The organism is Variovorax paradoxus NBRC 15149, from assembly GCF_001591365.1.
In the GTDB taxonomy this organism is placed as follows: domain Bacteria; phylum Pseudomonadota; class Gammaproteobacteria; order Burkholderiales; family Burkholderiaceae_C; genus Variovorax; species Variovorax paradoxus.
On sequence record NZ_BCUT01000007.1, the window covers coordinates 311,522 to 327,742 of the forward strand.

Below are 16,221 nucleotides of genomic sequence, written 5' to 3' on the forward strand. Positions count from 1 at the left end.
GGCAGTCGCATGGACCCGGCGGCGGTGCTCGACGCCTGGCGCGCACAGGGCGGCCATCGCCGGGATCCTGTGCGCTTTCGCTTCATCGAGGCGCTTGCGAAGCGCGCGGCCGCCCATGAAGGCGATGCGCGACGCATTCTCGACGAGCGGCTGGCCGCGCTGCTGGCGGCGTATCGCGAGAAGATCGAAGAGGCCCGGTGCGTTGACGGTGCTTCGGCCAATTCAGATGCCAACGCGAAACAGGCGGCCCAGCTTCCCCGCGGTCCGCTCGCGGAACTCGTCGAGCACATGGCACGGCAGGCGCCGCTGCAAGGCGATGACGGCGCGGCGGCCGACGAAGCCGCACCCGCCACCCCCGAGCTCAAGACGCTGCGCTACTTCAGGCGCACCTGGTCGCGGCTCAGTGCCGACCGGCGGCTGACGCAGTCGCTGGCCAAGGTGCCGGAGAACGCGGGCCCGCTCAACTCGCACCACCTGGTGCACCGGTCGCTCATGCTGATGCATGAGCTGTCGCCCGAATACCTCAACCGGTTCATGTCGTACGTCGACACCTTGCTGTGGGTCGATCAGCTGAACGCCAGCACCGGCCCGGCGGCCGCCGCGAACGCGCCGCGCGCCGAAGGCCAGAAGAAGACAACGCGCGGCAAACCGGGCTGATCTGCGGCGCTTGCCCGGCGGCCGCTAGCGAAGCCCGTGCGCCCGGATCACGGCCTTGAGCCGCCGCACCTCGTGCTGCAGATCGAGGATCAGCGCAGCGGCATCGAGGCCCACGCCAAAGTCGCGCTCCAGGCGGCGCGCCTCGAGCGCGCATTGCAGGTCGGTGCTCGAGAACCGCCAGTGCTCGGGCGGCGCCTCTGCCGCGGCGATCTGCACGATGCCCACCTCGACGAGCTGCACCACCCATTCGGTGTCGGCGCCGCAGGCATGGGCCAGCTCGTTGGCCGCGAGCGGCTGCGACGCGCTGATGGCTGTGGTTGTCACGGAAACGGTCGCCATGCTCACACTCCCAGATGCTGGCGTGGGTTGAACGAAGCGGATGCCTGCGCCAGCTGCTCGTAGGCCTTGCGCGCGGCCTCGCTGTCGGCCGGGGGCAGGGCGATGTCGAGCAGCAGGTACAGGTCGCCAGGCTGCTTGCCGGCCAGCCCGCGGCCCTTGAGCCGCAGCTTGAGGCCGCTGCGCGCGTTGCGCGGCACGGTCACCTCGACCACGCCGCCGGTAGGCACGGGCACCTGGACCTGCGCACCGAGCGCGGCCTCGGTCGGCGTGACGGGCAGCGTCATGTAGAGGTCGCGTTCCTCGACGCGGTAGAGCCGGTGCGGCGCGATGCGCACCTCCAGGTACAGGTCGCCCGCGGGTTCGCCGCCATGGCCCGGCATGCCCTGGCCGGCGAGCCGGATGAACTGCCCCGGATGCACGCCCGGCGGGATCTTGACGCTGAGCGTGCGCGTCTTGAAGACGGGCCGGCCCTCTGCATCGAGCTCCTGTGCGCGCAGCGTGATCTCGCGCTCGGCGCCGTTGAGCGCGTCCTCGAGCGCGATCTCGATCGCCGCGTGGTGGTCTTCGCCGCGCGCGCGGTAGTTGCGCCTTGCGGCGCCGCGGCGCTCGGCCTCGCCGAACAGCGACGAAAAGAACTCGCTGAAGTCGGCATGGTCGGCCGGGCCCTGGTTGGGGCCGCGGTGGAACTCGAAGCCCGTGTCCCAGTCCGGCGGCGGCTGGAAGTCGCCCTGCGGGTGGCCGCCGCGCGCCACGCGGTCGGCCAGCGCGTCGTAGGCGGCGCGCTTTTCCTTGTCGCGCAGCACGTCGTTGGCTTCGTTGATGTCGCGCATGCGCTTCTCGGCGTCGGGCTCCTTGCTGACGTCGGGGTGGTACTTGCGCGCGAGCTTGCGGTAGGCCTTGCGCACGTCGTCCTCGGACGCGGTGCGGTCGATGCCCAGGGCGCTGTAGTAGTCCTTGAATTCCATGCTTTTCGGTGGTGTGGATGCCGAACGGTACGCCTGCCGGCCGCTTCAGGCCAGGCTCGAGCCGCCGTCGGCATGCCGCAGCAGCGGCGTCACGGTCCATGTGGGGCCGCTGCGCGAAAAACGCAATGGCTGCGCATTGCCGAGCAGGGCCAGGTCGATCGGCAGGCCGATCAGCGCCGCCAGCGCATAGAGCGTGCCCCCGTGCGCCACCACCAGCACCGGCGCAGGCTGCGCGAGCGCGGCGTTCAGCGCGAGCCGCTTGCGGGCCACGAACTGCGCCAGCGTTTCGCCGCCTTCGGGCTCGCAGGCCCAGTCGATCTCGGCCGACGAGGTGCCGATGAGCGCGCCGAAGTTGCGCTCGCGCAAGGCTGCCTGCGGCGTGGGCACGAGGCGCAGCACGGTGGCCACGGCATGCGCCGTGTCGTGCGCGCGGCGGGCGTCGCTGCAGACGATGGTGCGGATCGGCTCGCCAGCCAGCAGCTGGGCGGCGCGTGCAGCCTGCTGCAGGCCGAGCTCGCTCAGCGGCTCGTCCACGGCCTGGAAGATGCGCTGCGCATTGCGGCCGGTCTGGCCGTGGCGCAGGAAGTAGAAATGGTCGCAGGCCGGTGACAGCGGCTGCCCGGCGGCAATGCGCACCAGCTGGTCGAGGCCGGGGGCCGCGCCGTGGGGGAAGGGTGCCTTCGACATGGGATGGGATGTGAATGAGCGGACGGTCAAAACTTGGGAATGCGCAGCGTCTTGCTGATCATCAGCGTGCCCGAGAGCGCGAAGAGCAGCGCGAGCGGATGCAGCTGCCAGGGGCCGAGCATCCAGGCGCCGCCCCACACCCCGTCGCCGATGCGCCCCTGCCAGGCGGCCCAGGCCAGCACGCCCACCAGCACCACGCTGGTCGGGATGGGCGTGCCTTCGAAGTACTTGACCTTGTCGGCGCCCGCGGACAGCGCCTCGGCCGTGACGTTGTAGCGCGCGAGCCGGCTCACGCCGCAGCACACGAAATAGATCAGCAGCACGCAATCCCAGCCGCCGTCCAGGCCCGCGGCAAAGCCGAGCGCGGCCGGCGCCACGCCAAAGGAGATCACGTCGGCCAGCGAATCGAGTTCGCGCCCCAGCGCCGAATGCGTTTGCCGCCAGCGCGCGATGCGCCCGTCGAACACGTCGAACACGAAGGCCGCCGGCGCGAGCGCGGCGGCCCAGAGGAATTGCGCGAGCGACTGGCTCGCCATGAAGGCCATCGAAAGGAACACCGCACCCACCCCGCATGCCGCGTTGCCGAGCGTGAATGCATCGGCCAGGTGAAAGCCGCGGATCATCGAGAAATGCTTGCGGACCGGTACGGGGGAGGGGGTGGTGGCCATGGGGTGCTTCGGAGTCGGCGGATGCTCCGCACCTTAACGCAAGCGCGCTCGCTTGCCTGTAGTCGCCATCCGACTCCGGAAGGGGGCCGCTCAGCCCGGCAGGCGTTCGTCGTAGGCCTTCTCGAGCGCCGCGTGCTGGGTCCAGAAGCCCCGCGGCTTGCGGCCGTGCAGCACGTCGTCGAGCACGTCGAGGTGGGCATGCCAGCCGCTGGCGACGCTGAGCGTGTCCTTGCGATCGGGCAGGCGGCGGTGCGTGAGCACGAGGCGGGTGGTGTCGCCCTCTTGCGTGAATTCGAAGCTGACCTCGGAGGCGGTGGCGCTTTCGCTGCCCCAGCTGATGGTCAGGCGCTTCAGCGGTTCGAATTCGACGATCCGCGATTTCTGGAGGATGGGGCTGCGGCAGGCGGCGAAGCGCTCGGGGGCCACTTCGCCGGAAAGCCGGGTGTGGTCGAAGCGCAGCTCGAACACGCTGCCGGGCTCCTCGGCCATGGTGCCGCCGGCCAGCCAGGCGGCGCGCTTGCCGGGGTCGACGAAATAGGCCCACACGCGCTCGACGGGGGCGGGCAGGGTGCGCTCCATGCGCAGGGTACCGGGTTCGATCAGGGTTCCGAGGTGGCTCTTGGCCATGGCTTGCTCCTTGAAAAAGAAAGGGGACTTCACTTGCCGCGGGATGCTTCGCGCCGCAGTTCCTTCTCCAGCGCGTCCAGATGGTTGTTCCAGAAGCCTTCGTAGTAGCGCAGCCATGCGTTGGCCGATGCGAGCGCCGCCGGCTCCAGCCGGCAGACGTGCGCGCGGCCCTGCACGGTGCGGGAAACCAGCCCGGCGCGCTCCAGCGCCTTGACGTGCTTGGATGCGCCCGCAAACGACATGCGAAACGGCGCGCCCAGCTCGCCCACGCTGCATTCGCCCTGGGCCAGCAGCTGCAGCATGGTGCGGCGCGTGCTGTCGGCCAGGGCGTGGAACACGGCGTCGAGCCGTTCGTCGTCTAGTTCAACCATGAGGTTGAATATAGTCGTGCTCCGGAAACCATTCAACCGATAAGTTGAATGATTCCTGCAGTTACACCCGATACAGCCGAGACGCGGCTGCGCCTCCCAACGCTGGAGCCTGCGCGATGGCGCTCCTACGATGGCCGCCGTTCCATCCACTCGCAGAAAAAACCAATGACATCCTTCGCCAATCGCCGCACTTTCCTGCTCGCCGCCTCCGCCTTGCCCTTGGCCAGCGCCTGTACCGCCTGGTCCGCCAAGGCGCCGCAAGCCGCCACGTTTTCGAAGGCCGAAGCGCAGCTCGCGGCCCTCGAACGCTCCGTGGGCGGGCGGCTTGGCCTCGCGGCCTTCGACACCGCCACCGGCGCGCGCGTGCAGCACCGCGCCACCGAGCGCTTCCCGATGTGCAGCACCTTCAAGATGATGGTGTCCGCCGCCATCCTCGCGCGCAGCAGCCGCGAGCCCGGCCTGCTGGAGCGGCGCGTGAGCTACGCGAGGAGCGACATCCTTCCCAACTCGCCCATCACCGAGAAGAACCTGGGGCAGGGCATGGCGGTTTCCGCGCTGTGCGCCGCCACCATCCAGTACAGCGACAACGCCGCGGCCAACCTGCTGATGAAGATCCTCGGCGGCCCGCCCGCCGTGACCGAATTCGCGCGCTCCATCGGCGATGCGGTCTTCAGGCTCGACCGCTGGGAGACCGAGCTCAACAGCGCCATTCCAGGCGATCCGCGCGACACCACCTCGCCCGAGGCCATGGCCGCGAGCCTGCAGCGGCTGGTGCTGGGCGACGGGCTCGCTGCGGCGCAGCGCAGCCAGCTCGAGGCCTGGCTGCTGGGCAACACCACCGGCGCCACGCGCATCCGTGCGGGCGTGCCGGCCGACTGGAAGGTGGGCGACAAGACCGGCGCCGGCTCCTACGGCACGGTGAACGACATCGGCGTGCTGTGGCCGCCGGCCGGCGCGCCGCTGGTGATGGCGGTCTACCTGACCTTTCCCACGCCGGATGCGCCGGGCCGCAACGACGTCATCGCGTCGGCGGCGCGCATTGCGTCGGATGCGCTGCGGGGCTGAGCCGCCCCGCGTTCGCTGGGCTCACTCCTCGCTCGTCCACTCCACCTGCGCGCCCAGGCTGCGCAGGTTCTCGGCGAAGCGCGGGTGGGCTCGGCGGATCGGCGCGGCGTTGCGGATTTCGGAGCGGCCTTCGATGCTTGCCGCCACCATGAAGAGCGCGATCGCCACGCGGATGATGTAGGGGCTCTCGACCACGGCCGGCGTCAGCGGGCTGCCGCCGAAGCTGATGAGCCGGTGCGGGTCCGAGGAGAACACGTGCGCGCCGAACTTCGACAGCTCGCCGGTCCATCCCAGCGCGCCGTCGTACACCTTGTTCCAGAACATCGCGTTGCCCTGGGCGCGCACGCCCAGCGCAATGAAGATCGGAAGCAGGTCGACCGGAAAGTACGGCCACGGCGCCGCTTCCACCTTGGTGAGCACGTTGCTGGTGAAGGGCGTCTGCACCTTGAGCGGGCCGTTGCTGCTGGCGCGCGACCAGCCGTCTGCGTGCGTGACCGTCACGCCGAACTTGTCGAAGGTGCGGTCGATCAGCGGAAAGTTCTCGGGCGCGCTGTTGCGCACGACCACGTCGCCGCCCGTGATGGCGCCCAGCGCAAGGAAGGTGGTGATCTCGTGGAAGTCCTCGTCGAAGCGGAATTCCCCGCCGCCCAGCACGCCGCCGCCGTGCACCGTGAGCCGCGAGGTGCCGATGCCCTCGATGCGCACGCCCAGCATCGCCATGAAGCGGCAGAACTCCTGCACATGCGGCTCGGAGGCGGCATTGGTGAGCGTGGAGCTGCCCTTGGCTGCGGCTGCGCACAGCACGAAGTTCTCGGTGGTGGTGACGGAGGTGTAGTCGAGCCAATGCTGCGCGGGCACGAGCGGCCCGGCGCAGCGCACCAGCAGCGAGCCGCTGGCACGCTCCACCACGCCGCCGAAGCGCCGGAACACATCGACGTGCGGATCGATCTCGCGCACGCCCAGCGTGCAGCCCTTGACGTTGTCTTCGAGCCGCGCGATGCCGAAGCGCGCGAGCAGCGGCGGCACCAGCATGATCGACGAGCGCATTTCCTCGGGCAGCCGGTCGCGTGCGGCATCGAAGGCCGTGTCGCGGTGGTGCAGCTCCAGCGTGCCGGTGGCGTGGTCCATGCGCACCTGGCTGCCCAGGCTGCGGAAGATCTCGAGGATCTTGCGCACGTCGGTGATGTCGGGCACGCCGTGCAGGCGCAGCGGCTCGCGCGTGAGCAGCGTGGCGCACAGCACCGGCAGCACGGCGTTCTTGTTGGCGGAAGGCGTGATGCGCCCACGAAGCGGCGTGCCGCCGTGCACGATGAGGCTGGACATGAAGGAAGAGCGCGGCCGGCTTATCCGTTCAGCTGCTCGGCCACTTCGCGCCGGCCGAGGCCCCGCACGGCGGCCAGGCCTTCGAGCTGGGCCTTGCGCGGCCTGGCCTTGCCTTGTTCCCACTTGTAGATGGTCTGGCCCGTCACGCCCACCAGCTTGCCGTAGGCGGCGGCCGAGAGGCCGAGCTTGACGCGGTGCGCAGCCAGCCGGCTTGCGCTGAATCGCCGGTGCGGGCCCGATTCGGCGGCCTCGTCGGCATCGCCTGCGGGCGCGGCGCGCGCCACGGTTTTGGTGGCGCGGCGCAGCTCCTTTTCGAGCTTTTCAACCTGCCGGCGCAATGCGGCGATCGAGGCGCGGTGCAGCGTGGATGCTTTTCTGAGCGTTTCGATCTCCGCGCGAACTTCCTTGCGGGCGACACGGGAAATCTCGGATTTCAGGATGGAGGCGATATTTGGCATGGAGCGCATTTTGCACATCTCACGAAGCGAAAACCTGACGGGAGGTGGTAACAGGCGCTTACACCGGGAGGCTGCACGGCCGCGGCCGCGCATCACAGCACGAACCAGCCCACCGACACGAAGTGGCTTGCCGTCCCCGCCAGCACGAACAGGTGCCAGGCGCCGTGCGCATGCCGGAAGCCCCGCCGGTTGCGATAGAACACCGTGCCCACGGTGTAGAGCACGCCGCCGGCCAGCAGCCACGCAAGGCCGCCGCTGTCGAGCCGCGCGGCCAGCGGCACTGCGGCCAGCACGCCGAGCCAGCCCATCGCGATGTAGAGCGCCAGCGGCGGCTTCGAGGCCGCGCCGCCTGCCTGCAGCAGCTCGCGCCCGATGCCGAAAAGCGCAGCGCCCCACACGGCCGCCATCAGAAGCCAGCCCCAGAGCCCGTGCAGCGTGACCAGCGCGAACGGCGTGTAGGTGCCCGCGATCAAGAGGTAGATGGCGCAGTGGTCCACGCGCTCCCAGAAGCGCTTGCGCGGTCCCCGGGTGCTGTGGAACAGGGTGGAGGCCGCATACAACAGCACGGCCGAGAGCGAGAACACCAGTGCGCCGGCAATCCGCGCGGCGTCGCCGGTGGGCAGGGTCTTGGCCAGCAGCAGCGCGGTGGCCGCGAGTGCAAGCACCAGGCCCAGCAGATGGCTGTATCCGTTGAGCCGTTCGCCGGGGTACATCGCGTGGGGTGGGGTGCAGTCTGGGTGGATGGCGGCAAGGGCCTGCGGATGCTAGGCGGGCCGCGTGACTGCGCAGTGACCGCGCAATGGATGCGCCGGCTCGGCTATTTCTGTGTGCCGAACGAGTTGACGTGCACCTCGACGATGTCCACGAATTCCGGCAGCTCGAGCAGGAACTCGGGGTCGCGCGCCAGCGGCGCCACGCGCAGCGGATCGCCGCGCTGCGCGTGCATCGCATGCATGTGCTCGATCGATTGCCAGTAGGAGACGGTCCTGAATTCTGCGGTGTCGCCGTTCAGCTTGCGGAAGTACTGCACGCCCAGGCATTCGGGCTTCTTCGCGATCTCCTGGATGCCGTGCTCGAAGCTGTAGCGCAGGTATTCGTCGGCCCGCGCAATCGGCGTGCGGCCTTGCCACACGCGGCCGATCAAGGGGGTGGCGAGCAGTTTGCATTCGACGGCCATGGGTGCTCCTTTTTTTCGATGAAGACAAAAAGACGAACGGCACCCCGCGTGCCGTCGATGTCCTCGAAAAAAAGAGTGGGGCGCGCGGCAGCGCCAGCGCGTAGGAATCGGTCGCCTCCGCCTGCAAGCGAAGGCAGGAGCGGCGCTCAGGGTTCGAAGGCGCCCTGCAGCGTGCGCGCCAGATCGGCCGCGAGCGTGTCGCGCTGCGGCGCGGGGCGCCAGAAGCCGCGCGTGGCCACGCCCGCCGATTCCCATTCGGGGTGGCTGCGCGCGGGCCGCGCCGCGCGAACGGCCGCCGCCGTGGCGCGCGTCGGCGCGTCCTGCGTCGCGCTCGTTTCGGCCGCGATGCGCCCGGTGGCCGCGTGCCCGCGCTGCTCCAGTGCGCGCGTGAGCTTCAGCTGCCAGGCCACCAGCGCAAACAGCACGCCGTCTTCCACCGTGAGCTCGTGCACGTTGCGCAGCCGGTTCGCCAGCTTGCGGCCGAACGGGCCCCAGCCCTGCGACAGCGCGCCGCCAATGGCGCCGCCCACCGCCGCGCCCGTGCCCAGTGAGATGCCGGCCACCGCCAGGTCCGCGACCACGCCCACGGCCGCGCCGATGGCGGCGCCCTTGCCGAGCCGCAGGCCCGCGTCCTTCATGGCTTCGGGGCTGAAGAAGTCGAGCGTCCAGCGGCCTTCGATGAGCGGCAGCGGCGCCTCGCCCGCATCGTCCTGGCGAAAGCCGTACAGCGCGAGCAGGTCGTCGGTGCAGCGCTGCGCCTTGTCGAACACCTCCTTCTGCAAGGCCGCGACGAAGGCCTTGCGGCGCGCCGTGTCGGCGAACTCTTCGGCCGGCACCGTGCGGCGCAGCGCCGCCGCATCGACCAGCAGTTCGGCGATGCGCGCGCAGGCCGCGCGGCGGCGCTCGGCGGCTTCGGCGGCGAGCCAATCCGCCACCGCGCGCAATTGCTCGCGCCGGTCGCGCAGCAATGTCGACAGGTCGCCGTAGAGCTCGCGCTCGGCCCCCACGAAGGGCGCCGCGGCATCGAAGCGCACCTGCACGTGCAGGCCGTAGGCCGAGAGCAGTTCCTTCCAGTCGGGCTCGCGGCTGGCCGCATCGCGCACGAAGTTGAGCACCGGCAGCACCGGCCGCGCGCAGGAGTTGAGCAGCTCGATCTCGTCGCGGAACTTGGGCAGCACCGGTTCGCGCACGTCGATCACGAGGAAGGCCGCATCGATGTCCTGCATGGTGCGCAGCACCTTGGCCTCCTGCTCGAAAACGCCATGCGCCTCGGGCCCCTGCAGGAACAGGCGGATGCGCTCGGGCGGCGTGGCTTGCGCACCGTCGAGGCCGGCCAGGTGCTCGCGCAGCGCCACCGCATCTTCCAGGCCCGGCGTGTCGAAGAAGCGCACCGCGGCCTGGCCGTTCACCTCCAGGTCGACCGATTCGACATGGCGCGTGGTGCCGGGCCGCTGCGACACCTCGCCGAAATTGGCGCGCCGCGTCAGCGTGCGCAGCAGCGAGGTCTTGCCCGCGTTGGTATGGCCGACCACGGCGATGCGGATGGCTTGCGTCATGAGACGACCCCCAGGCCTTGCAATGCGTCTTCGAGCCGCGGCGTGGCCGCGACGCGCGCAAGGCCGGTGCCCTGCAGCCAGTCGATCCAGCGCTGCGATGCGTCCGCGCCGGCCGCGTCCCTGGCGGCCGGTGCCAGCCAGAGCCGGCATTCGCCGCACTGGGCCAGCACTTCGCGCAGGAAGCGTTCGGTGCCGCGGTCGGGGCTCGATGCGGCGTGGCACACCAGCAGCACGGCACGCGGGCGGGCCTCTGCCAGCCGGTCGAGCAGCGCGCGCCGCGCGGGCGCGCTGCCGTCGATGCGCTGCACCTGGGCCGGAGCGATGGCGGCGGGCAGTCCCTCGGGCGGCCACGGCGTATCCGCGGGCAGCTCGAAGCCGATGACGAACAGTTCGTCCCGCAACTGCGACGGCGCGAGGCCCGCAGGCGCCGCGCCCGGCGCCCGCCCCGGATCGGCATCGACGATGGCCGGCGGGGCGAGCGCGGCGAAGCGCGCCGCGAGCTTGCGGTAATAGGGCTCGCTCCAGTCGGGCTGCAGCGCGGCGCGGCGCCGCTGCCACACCGCCGCGCTCAGCAGCACCAGCGCCAGGCGCGGCAGCAGCCCGTACACCACGATGCAGCCGGTCAGCCACAGCGCCCAGTCGCGCTGGCCCGCGGCGCCGGGCGAAGGAGAAAGAACGGTCGCGGCATCGGGAACCGGAAAGCCGATCTGCGACGGCGCCCAACCCAGCACCTGCACGGCGTGCACGAAGAACGCCGGGTCAAGGATGGTCGTCTCCCAGCTCAGCGTGTAGCTGCGGAACGCCAACGCGAACAGCAGCGCGGCCAGCACCACCGCGAACGAGAGCGACCAGATGCCGTGGCTCACCAGCCCCAGCGCCCAGGGCAGCAGCCTGGCGCGCGCGAGCAGCCCGGTGGCCGCGCGCAGCAGCACCGGTGCCTGGCCGCGCTTGCCGCCGGCCACGCGCGCGGTGAGCGAAAGCCAGATCCAGCCGAGCGAGCTCGTGTTGAATGCGCCCAGCGGCAGCCACAGGCCGGCCAGCCACAGCAGCAGCGTAAGCGCATGCAGGCCGAGCAGGCTCGCGAGCGCCACGATCACGTTGATGTGCCGTTCGCCGCCGCCGACCACGTTGCCCGCGAGGCCCAGGCCGGCCATGACGATGAGCGCCACCAGCCCGAGCAGCACCCATGGCGCCCACTGGCGGGCGCGTGCCAGTTCGGATTGCAGCCCGATGCGTTCGCCGAGCAGGAGCGCGCGTGCCGTGATGCGTGCCGGCGCGCCGGAGCTGCGGGAGAGGGCGGCGCGCAGGACCTCGGCATCGTCGAGCAGACCTTTCTCCTCGGTCCATCGGATCGCTTCGGTAACGACCGCGTCCGTAAAGGCAGGTTCGCGCAACGCGGTGTTGGTCAACAGGGTCCCTTCGCAGCAAGTTTCCCCGCATGTGCCGGGGCGCGCGAATTATGCCCGGCGCATTCCGGCGGACCCATGAGAAACGGGGCCGCGCGGACGGCCCCGTTCTTGTTCAGCAGGCGAGTCGAAAACGCGTGCCCGGTTTCAGCGCAGGCCGAAGAACGAAAGCACCGCCACGACCACGACGACCAGACCGACGATGTAAATGATGGAATTCACGCGAGGACTCCTCGTTGTTGACGACAGCTTCAGCATCGCGCCCGGGGTGGCGGGCTGCTGTCGGCGAGTGGCGGCGCGTGCTGTAGGACTCGCCAAGGCCCGCCCGGGCGCCGGCGGTGCACGGCCGTAACGCTTGCTGACAAATCGCGGGCTGGGCTCGGCGCTCAGGCGCGCAAGGCTTCTTCTTCCTCGTCGAGATCGTCGCCCAGGAAGCCGCCGCTCTGGTGCGCCCACAGCCGCGCATAGAGCCCGCCCTGCGCCATCAGCGTGCGGTGGTCGCCTTCTTCCACCACGCGGCCTTCGTCGAGCACGATCAGCCGGTCCATGGCCGCGATGGTCGACAGCCGGTGCGCGATCGCGATCACGGTCTTGCCTTCCATCAGCCGGTAGAGGCTCTGCTGGATGGCGGCTTCCACCTCGGAATCGAGCGCGCTGGTGGCTTCGTCGAGCAGCAGGATCGGCGCGTCCTTGAGCATCACGCGCGCAATGGCCACGCGCTGGCGCTGGCCGCCCGAGAGCTTCACGCCGCGCTCGCCCACATGCGCCTCGTAGCCGCGCCGGCCGCTGGCGTCGCCCAGTGTCTGGATGAAGTCGTGCGCCTCGGCGCGCCGTGCGGCGGCCTCGATCTGGGCCGGGGTGGCATCGGGCCGGCCGTAGGCGATGTTGTCGGCCACCGAGCGGTGCATCAGCGAGGTGTCCTGCGTGACCATGCCGATGTGGCTGCGCAGCGAATCCTGCGTCACCTGCGCGATGTCGCGCCCGTCGATCAGGATGCGGCCGCTTTCCAGGTCATGGAAGCGCAGCAGCAGGTTGACCAGCGTCGACTTGCCCGCGCCCGAACGGCCGACCAGGCCGATCTTCTCGCCCGGGCGCACCACCAGGTTCAGGTCGTCGATGACGCGGCGGCCCGCATCCGCATAGCGGAAGCTCGCGTGCTCGAAGCGCACCTCGCCGCGCGGCACCTCGAGCACGCCGGCACCGGGCGCATCGAGCACGGTGCGCGGGCGCGACAGCGTCTTCATGCCGTCCTGCACGGTGCCGATGTTCTCGAACAGGCTGGTCATCTCCCACATGATCCAGTGCGACATGCCCTGCAGGCGCAGCGCCATCGCGGTGGCCGCCGCCACCGCGCCCACGCCCACCGTGCCGTTCGACCAGAGCCACAGCGCGGTGCCGGCCATGCCCGCGGTCAGGCCCATGCTGAGCGTGTGGTTGACGATCTCGAAGGCGCTCACCAGCCGCATCTGGCCGTAGCCCGTGTACATGAACTCGCGCATCGCCTCGCGCGCGAAACCGGCCTCGCGCTGGGTGTGCGAGAACAGCTTGACGGTGGCGATGTTGGTGTAGGCGTCGGTCACGCGCCCGGTCATCAGCGCGCGCGCATCGGCCTGCGCCTTGCCCACCTTGCCCAGGCGCGGCACGAAGTACATCAGCGCACCCGCATAGAGCACTAGCCAGACGATGAAGGGCAGCACCAGCTGCACGTCCAGCACGGTCACCAGCACGATGATGGTCACCACGTACACGCCCATGGCCACCACCACGTCGGCCAGCACGAACAGGGTGTCGCGCACCGCCAGCGCGGTCTGCATCACCTTGGCCGTGATGCGGCCCGCGAACTCGTCCTGGTAGAAGGCCATGCTCTGGCCCAGCATCACCCGGTGGAAGTTCCAGCGCAGGCGCATCGGCAGGTTCACCGCCAGCGTCTGGTGCTTGACGATGGTCTGCAGTGCGACCACGCCGATGCTGATCACCAGCAGCGCGGCCAGCCACGCCAGCGTGTCGCCGCGCTCGGCCCACAGCCGCGACGGCACCTGGCCGCCGAGCCAGTCGACGATGCGCCCGAGGATCGCGAACAGCAGCGCCTCGAAGCCCGAGATGGCCGCCGTGAGCGCCGCCATGACGGCCATCTTGAGGCGCAGGCCCTGGGTGCAGGCCCACAGGAATGCGAAGAAGCCCGTCGGCGGAGGCGCGGGTTCGGCCGCGGGATAGGGATGGAGCAGTTTTTCGAAGAAACGGAACAAGGCGTGCGGTCTCCAGGGGAAGCCGCGACTTTAGCCCGGGGTGGCATGTCCTTGCCCCGAAAGGGTGCGTTCCGGCGCCGTCGGAAGCGATGAAGGGGGCCTGCGGCCGCTCAATCCGCCAGGCGCGTCTGGTGCCGCGTCGGGGGTGTCGAGTGGTGCAGCAGGCGCAGCAGGTCTCCCTGCCTGGAGGTGCCGGTCTTGGAGTAGATCCTTTGCAGGTGGGTGCGGATGGTCGGTTCGCCCACGCCCAGCACGCCGGCGGCCTCCATGCCGCCCAGGCCTTGCGACAGCGCCATCAGCACGCGCAGTTCGCCGCCGGTGAGGCCATGCAGCCGTCCGAATGCCTCCCCGGGCATCAGCGGCGCCTGGACAGGGTCCTGGATGAACACCGCAACGCTCGCCGCGAACGGTGCGAGGACCCCGGCGCGCCGGCCATCGGCAATCGGCAGCAAGGTGGCGACGTAGCCCCCGCCGGTTCCACCGGGGATTCCGATCGCATGGTCCTTGGTGCGCATGTCGGCACCCTCGCGGCCTGAATCCTGGATCGCCTGCGTCAGCGCGGCACGAGCGGCCGGGTGGACCGGGGACAACCGGTTGTCGATCAGGCGCATCGCCGTGCCCGAGCGGACCTGCCGCTCGGCCGCAGTGTTCATGTAGACGACGCGGCCGTCGCGCGCCGCGAGGAACACGCCGGCCGCCAGCCCGTCAAGGGTCCTCTTCAGCACCTCTGAACTCAGCACCTGGATGTCGAGCGCATCGGAAATCGCCAGAGCGCGGCAGACATGCGGCGCAAGGAGCTCGAACAAGGCAAGGTCGCTCTGCTGGTAGTGCAGCGACTCGCCGCTGCGCGACGCGTGCAGGGACGCCATGCGCCCGCCGGTGCGCAGCGCCGGAAACCAGATGATGTCGAGCACGCCGTGTGGCTGCAGCACCTCGCGGTAGAAAGCGCTGTCATGCAAATGGAAACGCTCCATCGACAGCGCGCTCACGTCCCCGGCGTTCGAGAGCACGTCCGCCGCGGCCATCGGGCTCTCGGCGTACCGGGCGCCGAATTTCTGCAGGAACTCCGGCTCATAGCCGAAGACGTACAACTGGTCGTTCTGGATCTGCTTCAGGTCGTGCACGCAGATGCCGCCCCCGGCGCTGTCACAGCGCTGCGCGATCTTTCTGCATGTTGCAGCCCACCGCTGCGGGTCGAGGGAGCAGTCGTAGATCGCACCGATCAGCTCCGACAGCTCGGCGGCGGGAATCTGTTGCGGGGACGTCATTGCACACGGTCCCGAAACGATGCCCGAACCGCTGGCACAAGGTCCGTCGAATGCCATACGATGCGGGGCTGATCCATCGACGGATCGTAGGCAGGCGGGCTGCGTTGCGTAATAACCTAAACAGGTGATCCATTGAATGCAGGAGTTGCGTCCCCCGCCCAGCCTTCAATGCACGATGGCACCGAGCCGATCTACGCGCTGTGGGACAAGCTCGCGAACTACCCCGTCTGCGATGGCGATGAAGCACTCGAGCACCTGCTCTGCAGCCTCTGCTCGATCTTTGGCGCGCACAACGCACTCTGGTCGGTGGTCGTGCGGCTGCCGAGCCCCGCGCTGGGCGACGCCCTGAACGGCTGGCGTCCTCTCTTCGTCCGGCTCCTGCGGCCTTTGCCGCCGATGGCCGCTTCGGTCCAGGAGCAGTTCGACTCCTTGTGGTCGCCGTCCGTCGACCTCTCGCAGATCCTTGCCGTGGCCGGCGAGGAACCGTTCCGCACCCAGCTCCTGTTCGAAGCGCTGCCTCCTGAATGGTTCAGCGGTCCGCACTACCAGCGCCACTACCTGGCCATCGGACACGCGGACAGCATGTCGATGCGCTGCGCGATCAACGACGATGTGCGGGTGCACCTTTTCATTTTCCGAAGCACGGAAGCTCCCCGGTTCTCATCGGCGGACAAGAATCCTTTCGGCCTGGCGCTTCGCGGGCTGCGCTGGTTCTATCGCCAGCAATTGCTCAGCCACGGGCTCCTCATCGCGAACGCGCCGCTCACCGCCACGGAGCGCAGGGTCCTGCTGGGATTGCTCGAGGGCAAGGCGGAGAAAGCGATTGCCGCCATCCTGGGCCAAAGCCCGAATACGACGCACATCCACGTGAAGTCGATCTATGCCAAGTTTGGCGTCCACAACCGGGCGGCGCTGACCTCGCTCTGGCTCGGGCGCCTGCCCGAAGCCCGCTGACCGAACATCGATCGATGGCGCGGCCATCCCGCGCGTCATTGTTTCCGATGACTCCTTGAGCGCGCGGTCTCCCTAGGCTCGGGGCCTCACCGTTCCGCCTGGGAAGACCTCACTCGCGGTTCCAACTTGAGGAGTTCACCGTGAACATGAGCCCGATCCTCCCGCTCCCGCTGCCGGCCGACGCAGCCAAGGTGCCCAGCCCGTCCATGCACGGCACTTTCAAGCGTGCCATCTCCGCTCTTGTGCGGCGCGGCGCTGCCGAAACGGCCGACCCGCGGGAACGCTACCTCGCGCAATCGGCCAATCCTGAAGATCTCGAGAACCGCATGCGTGAATGGGAGGCGTACGAAGCCCGCCTGCGACGCCTTCCCCCCGCACTGTGAGGGGTTCCCGTCCTTCGATTCCCTGATGGGAATGCCTGCGGCTACAGTCGATGCAACGCCTTCAAGGAGCA

18 protein-coding genes are annotated in these 16,221 nt (G+C 69.6%); 4 read left to right on the top strand and 14 right to left on the bottom strand.

The features are described from left to right. The first annotated feature begins 9 nt into the window (after positions 1-9). The gene (locus tag VPA02S_RS27080; RefSeq protein ID WP_062366766.1) at positions 10-657 is read left to right on the top strand and encodes a DUF2894 domain-containing protein; all 648 of its coding nucleotides are present in this window, start codon (positions 10-12) and stop codon (positions 655-657) included. Positions 658-681: 24 nt separating this feature from the next. Here the strand turns inward: VPA02S_RS27080 and VPA02S_RS27085 are convergent, their stop codons facing one another. The 6 genes from VPA02S_RS27085 to VPA02S_RS27110 form a co-directional block, all read right to left on the bottom strand. Beyond that, positions 682-996, bottom strand: coding sequence for a chaperone modulator CbpM (locus VPA02S_RS27085; RefSeq protein WP_026284123.1), 315 nt, complete (start codon positions 994-996; stop codon positions 682-684). A gap of 2 nt (positions 997-998) precedes the next feature. After that, positions 999-1,961, bottom strand: coding sequence for a DnaJ C-terminal domain-containing protein (locus VPA02S_RS27090; protein ID WP_018905651.1), 963 nt, complete (start codon positions 1,959-1,961; stop codon positions 999-1,001). A gap of 45 nt (positions 1,962-2,006) precedes the next feature. Next, entirely contained in the window at positions 2,007-2,648 is a 642-nt protein-coding gene (locus VPA02S_RS27095) for a histidine phosphatase family protein (protein ID WP_062366768.1), read from the bottom strand. Positions 2,649-2,674: 26 nt separating this feature from the next. Continuing rightward, the gene (locus VPA02S_RS27100; protein WP_012748332.1) at positions 2,675-3,316 is read right to left on the bottom strand and encodes a CDP-alcohol phosphatidyltransferase family protein; all 642 of its coding nucleotides are present in this window, start codon (positions 3,314-3,316) and stop codon (positions 2,675-2,677) included. A 90-nt stretch (positions 3,317-3,406) separates the two neighbouring features. After that, entirely contained in the window at positions 3,407-3,943 is a 537-nt protein-coding gene (locus VPA02S_RS27105; RefSeq protein WP_012748331.1) for an SRPBCC family protein, read from the bottom strand. Between the two features lie 29 nt (positions 3,944-3,972). Further along, positions 3,973-4,314: an ArsR/SmtB family transcription factor gene (locus VPA02S_RS27110; RefSeq protein ID WP_062366770.1), complete on the bottom strand. Its 342-nt coding sequence runs from the start codon at positions 4,312-4,314 to the stop codon at positions 3,973-3,975. 165 nt (positions 4,315-4,479) lie between these two features. Between VPA02S_RS27110 and bla the strand changes: the two genes are divergently transcribed. Then, positions 4,480-5,379, top strand: coding sequence for a class A beta-lactamase (bla, locus tag VPA02S_RS27115; protein WP_062366771.1), 900 nt, complete (start codon positions 4,480-4,482; stop codon positions 5,377-5,379). Positions 5,380-5,400: 21 nt separating this feature from the next. On the opposite strand, the gene VPA02S_RS27120 is transcribed toward bla, so the two are convergent. From VPA02S_RS27120 to VPA02S_RS27155, 8 genes are all read right to left on the bottom strand, one after another. Beyond that, the gene (locus tag VPA02S_RS27120) at positions 5,401-6,702 is read right to left on the bottom strand and encodes a UDP-N-acetylglucosamine 1-carboxyvinyltransferase (RefSeq protein ID WP_062366773.1); all 1,302 of its coding nucleotides are present in this window, start codon (positions 6,700-6,702) and stop codon (positions 5,401-5,403) included. A gap of 20 nt (positions 6,703-6,722) precedes the next feature. Continuing rightward, positions 6,723-7,160: a helix-turn-helix domain-containing protein gene (locus VPA02S_RS27125; protein ID WP_026284125.1), complete on the bottom strand. Its 438-nt coding sequence runs from the start codon at positions 7,158-7,160 to the stop codon at positions 6,723-6,725. Positions 7,161-7,252: 92 nt separating this feature from the next. After that, positions 7,253-7,873 (bottom strand): PAQR family membrane homeostasis protein TrhA, encoded by a 621-nt coding sequence (gene trhA, locus VPA02S_RS27130; RefSeq protein WP_062366774.1) that lies wholly within the window; start codon positions 7,871-7,873, stop codon positions 7,253-7,255. A 104-nt stretch (positions 7,874-7,977) separates the two neighbouring features. Next, positions 7,978-8,337, bottom strand: coding sequence for a hypothetical protein (locus VPA02S_RS27135; RefSeq protein ID WP_062366775.1), 360 nt, complete (start codon positions 8,335-8,337; stop codon positions 7,978-7,980). A 146-nt stretch (positions 8,338-8,483) separates the two neighbouring features. Further along, positions 8,484-9,893: a GTPase/DUF3482 domain-containing protein gene (locus VPA02S_RS27140; protein ID WP_062366776.1), complete on the bottom strand. Its 1,410-nt coding sequence runs from the start codon at positions 9,891-9,893 to the stop codon at positions 8,484-8,486. Beyond that, the gene (locus VPA02S_RS27145) at positions 9,890-11,302 is read right to left on the bottom strand and encodes a DUF2868 domain-containing protein (RefSeq protein ID WP_062366777.1); all 1,413 of its coding nucleotides are present in this window, start codon (positions 11,300-11,302) and stop codon (positions 9,890-9,892) included. Before VPA02S_RS27145 ends, VPA02S_RS27140 begins: the two co-directional genes overlap by 4 nt. Positions 11,303-11,685: 383 nt before the next feature. Then, positions 11,686-13,545 (bottom strand): ABC transporter ATP-binding protein, encoded by a 1,860-nt coding sequence (locus VPA02S_RS27150; RefSeq protein WP_062366778.1) that lies wholly within the window; start codon positions 13,543-13,545, stop codon positions 11,686-11,688. Between the two features lie 110 nt (positions 13,546-13,655). Continuing rightward, entirely contained in the window at positions 13,656-14,813 is a 1,158-nt protein-coding gene (locus VPA02S_RS27155; protein ID WP_062366779.1) for a helix-turn-helix transcriptional regulator, read from the bottom strand. Positions 14,814-14,981: 168 nt separating this feature from the next. Here VPA02S_RS27155 and VPA02S_RS27160 point away from each other — a divergent pair, with 168 nt between their 5' ends. Together VPA02S_RS27160 and VPA02S_RS27165 are read left to right on the top strand one after the other, a co-directional pair. Continuing rightward, complete coding sequence (locus VPA02S_RS27160) at positions 14,982-15,767, top strand: helix-turn-helix transcriptional regulator (protein ID WP_018905665.1); 786 nt, start codon at positions 14,982-14,984, stop codon at positions 15,765-15,767. Positions 15,768-15,913: 146 nt separating this feature from the next. Further along, positions 15,914-16,150: a hypothetical protein gene (locus VPA02S_RS27165; RefSeq protein ID WP_062366851.1), complete on the top strand. Its 237-nt coding sequence runs from the start codon at positions 15,914-15,916 to the stop codon at positions 16,148-16,150. Positions 16,151-16,221: the final 71 nt, after the last annotated feature.

What these genes read in the sequence shown, in the direction of transcription:
- VPA02S_RS27080 (WP_062366766.1), top strand. Translation starts at nt 10, where the DNA reads ATGGACCCGGCGGCGGTGCTCGACGCCTGGCGCGCACAGGGCGGCCAT.
- VPA02S_RS27085 (WP_026284123.1), bottom strand. Translation starts at nt 996, where the DNA reads ATGGCGACCGTTTCCGTGACAACCACAGCCATCAGCGCGTCGCAGCCG.
- VPA02S_RS27090 (WP_018905651.1), bottom strand. Translation starts at nt 1,961, where the DNA reads ATGGAATTCAAGGACTACTACAGCGCCCTGGGCATCGACCGCACCGCG.
- VPA02S_RS27095 (WP_062366768.1), bottom strand. Translation starts at nt 2,648, where the DNA reads ATGTCGAAGGCACCCTTCCCCCACGGCGCGGCCCCCGGCCTCGACCAG.
- VPA02S_RS27100 (WP_012748332.1), bottom strand. Translation starts at nt 3,316, where the DNA reads ATGGCCACCACCCCCTCCCCCGTACCGGTCCGCAAGCATTTCTCGATG.
- VPA02S_RS27105 (WP_012748331.1), bottom strand. Translation starts at nt 3,943, where the DNA reads ATGGCCAAGAGCCACCTCGGAACCCTGATCGAACCCGGTACCCTGCGC.
- VPA02S_RS27110 (WP_062366770.1), bottom strand. Translation starts at nt 4,314, where the DNA reads ATGGTTGAACTAGACGACGAACGGCTCGACGCCGTGTTCCACGCCCTG.
- bla (WP_062366771.1), top strand. Translation starts at nt 4,480, where the DNA reads ATGACATCCTTCGCCAATCGCCGCACTTTCCTGCTCGCCGCCTCCGCC.
- VPA02S_RS27120 (WP_062366773.1), bottom strand. Translation starts at nt 6,702, where the DNA reads ATGTCCAGCCTCATCGTGCACGGCGGCACGCCGCTTCGTGGGCGCATC.
- VPA02S_RS27125 (WP_026284125.1), bottom strand. Translation starts at nt 7,160, where the DNA reads ATGCCAAATATCGCCTCCATCCTGAAATCCGAGATTTCCCGTGTCGCC.
- trhA (WP_062366774.1), bottom strand. Translation starts at nt 7,873, where the DNA reads ATGTACCCCGGCGAACGGCTCAACGGATACAGCCATCTGCTGGGCCTG.
- VPA02S_RS27135 (WP_062366775.1), bottom strand. Translation starts at nt 8,337, where the DNA reads ATGGCCGTCGAATGCAAACTGCTCGCCACCCCCTTGATCGGCCGCGTG.
- VPA02S_RS27140 (WP_062366776.1), bottom strand. Translation starts at nt 9,893, where the DNA reads ATGACGCAAGCCATCCGCATCGCCGTGGTCGGCCATACCAACGCGGGC.
- VPA02S_RS27155 (WP_062366779.1), bottom strand. Translation starts at nt 14,813, where the DNA reads ATGACGTCCCCGCAACAGATTCCCGCCGCCGAGCTGTCGGAGCTGATC.
- VPA02S_RS27160 (WP_018905665.1), top strand. Translation starts at nt 14,982, where the DNA reads ATGCACGATGGCACCGAGCCGATCTACGCGCTGTGGGACAAGCTCGCG.
- VPA02S_RS27165 (WP_062366851.1), top strand. Translation starts at nt 15,914, where the DNA reads ATGAGCCCGATCCTCCCGCTCCCGCTGCCGGCCGACGCAGCCAAGGTG.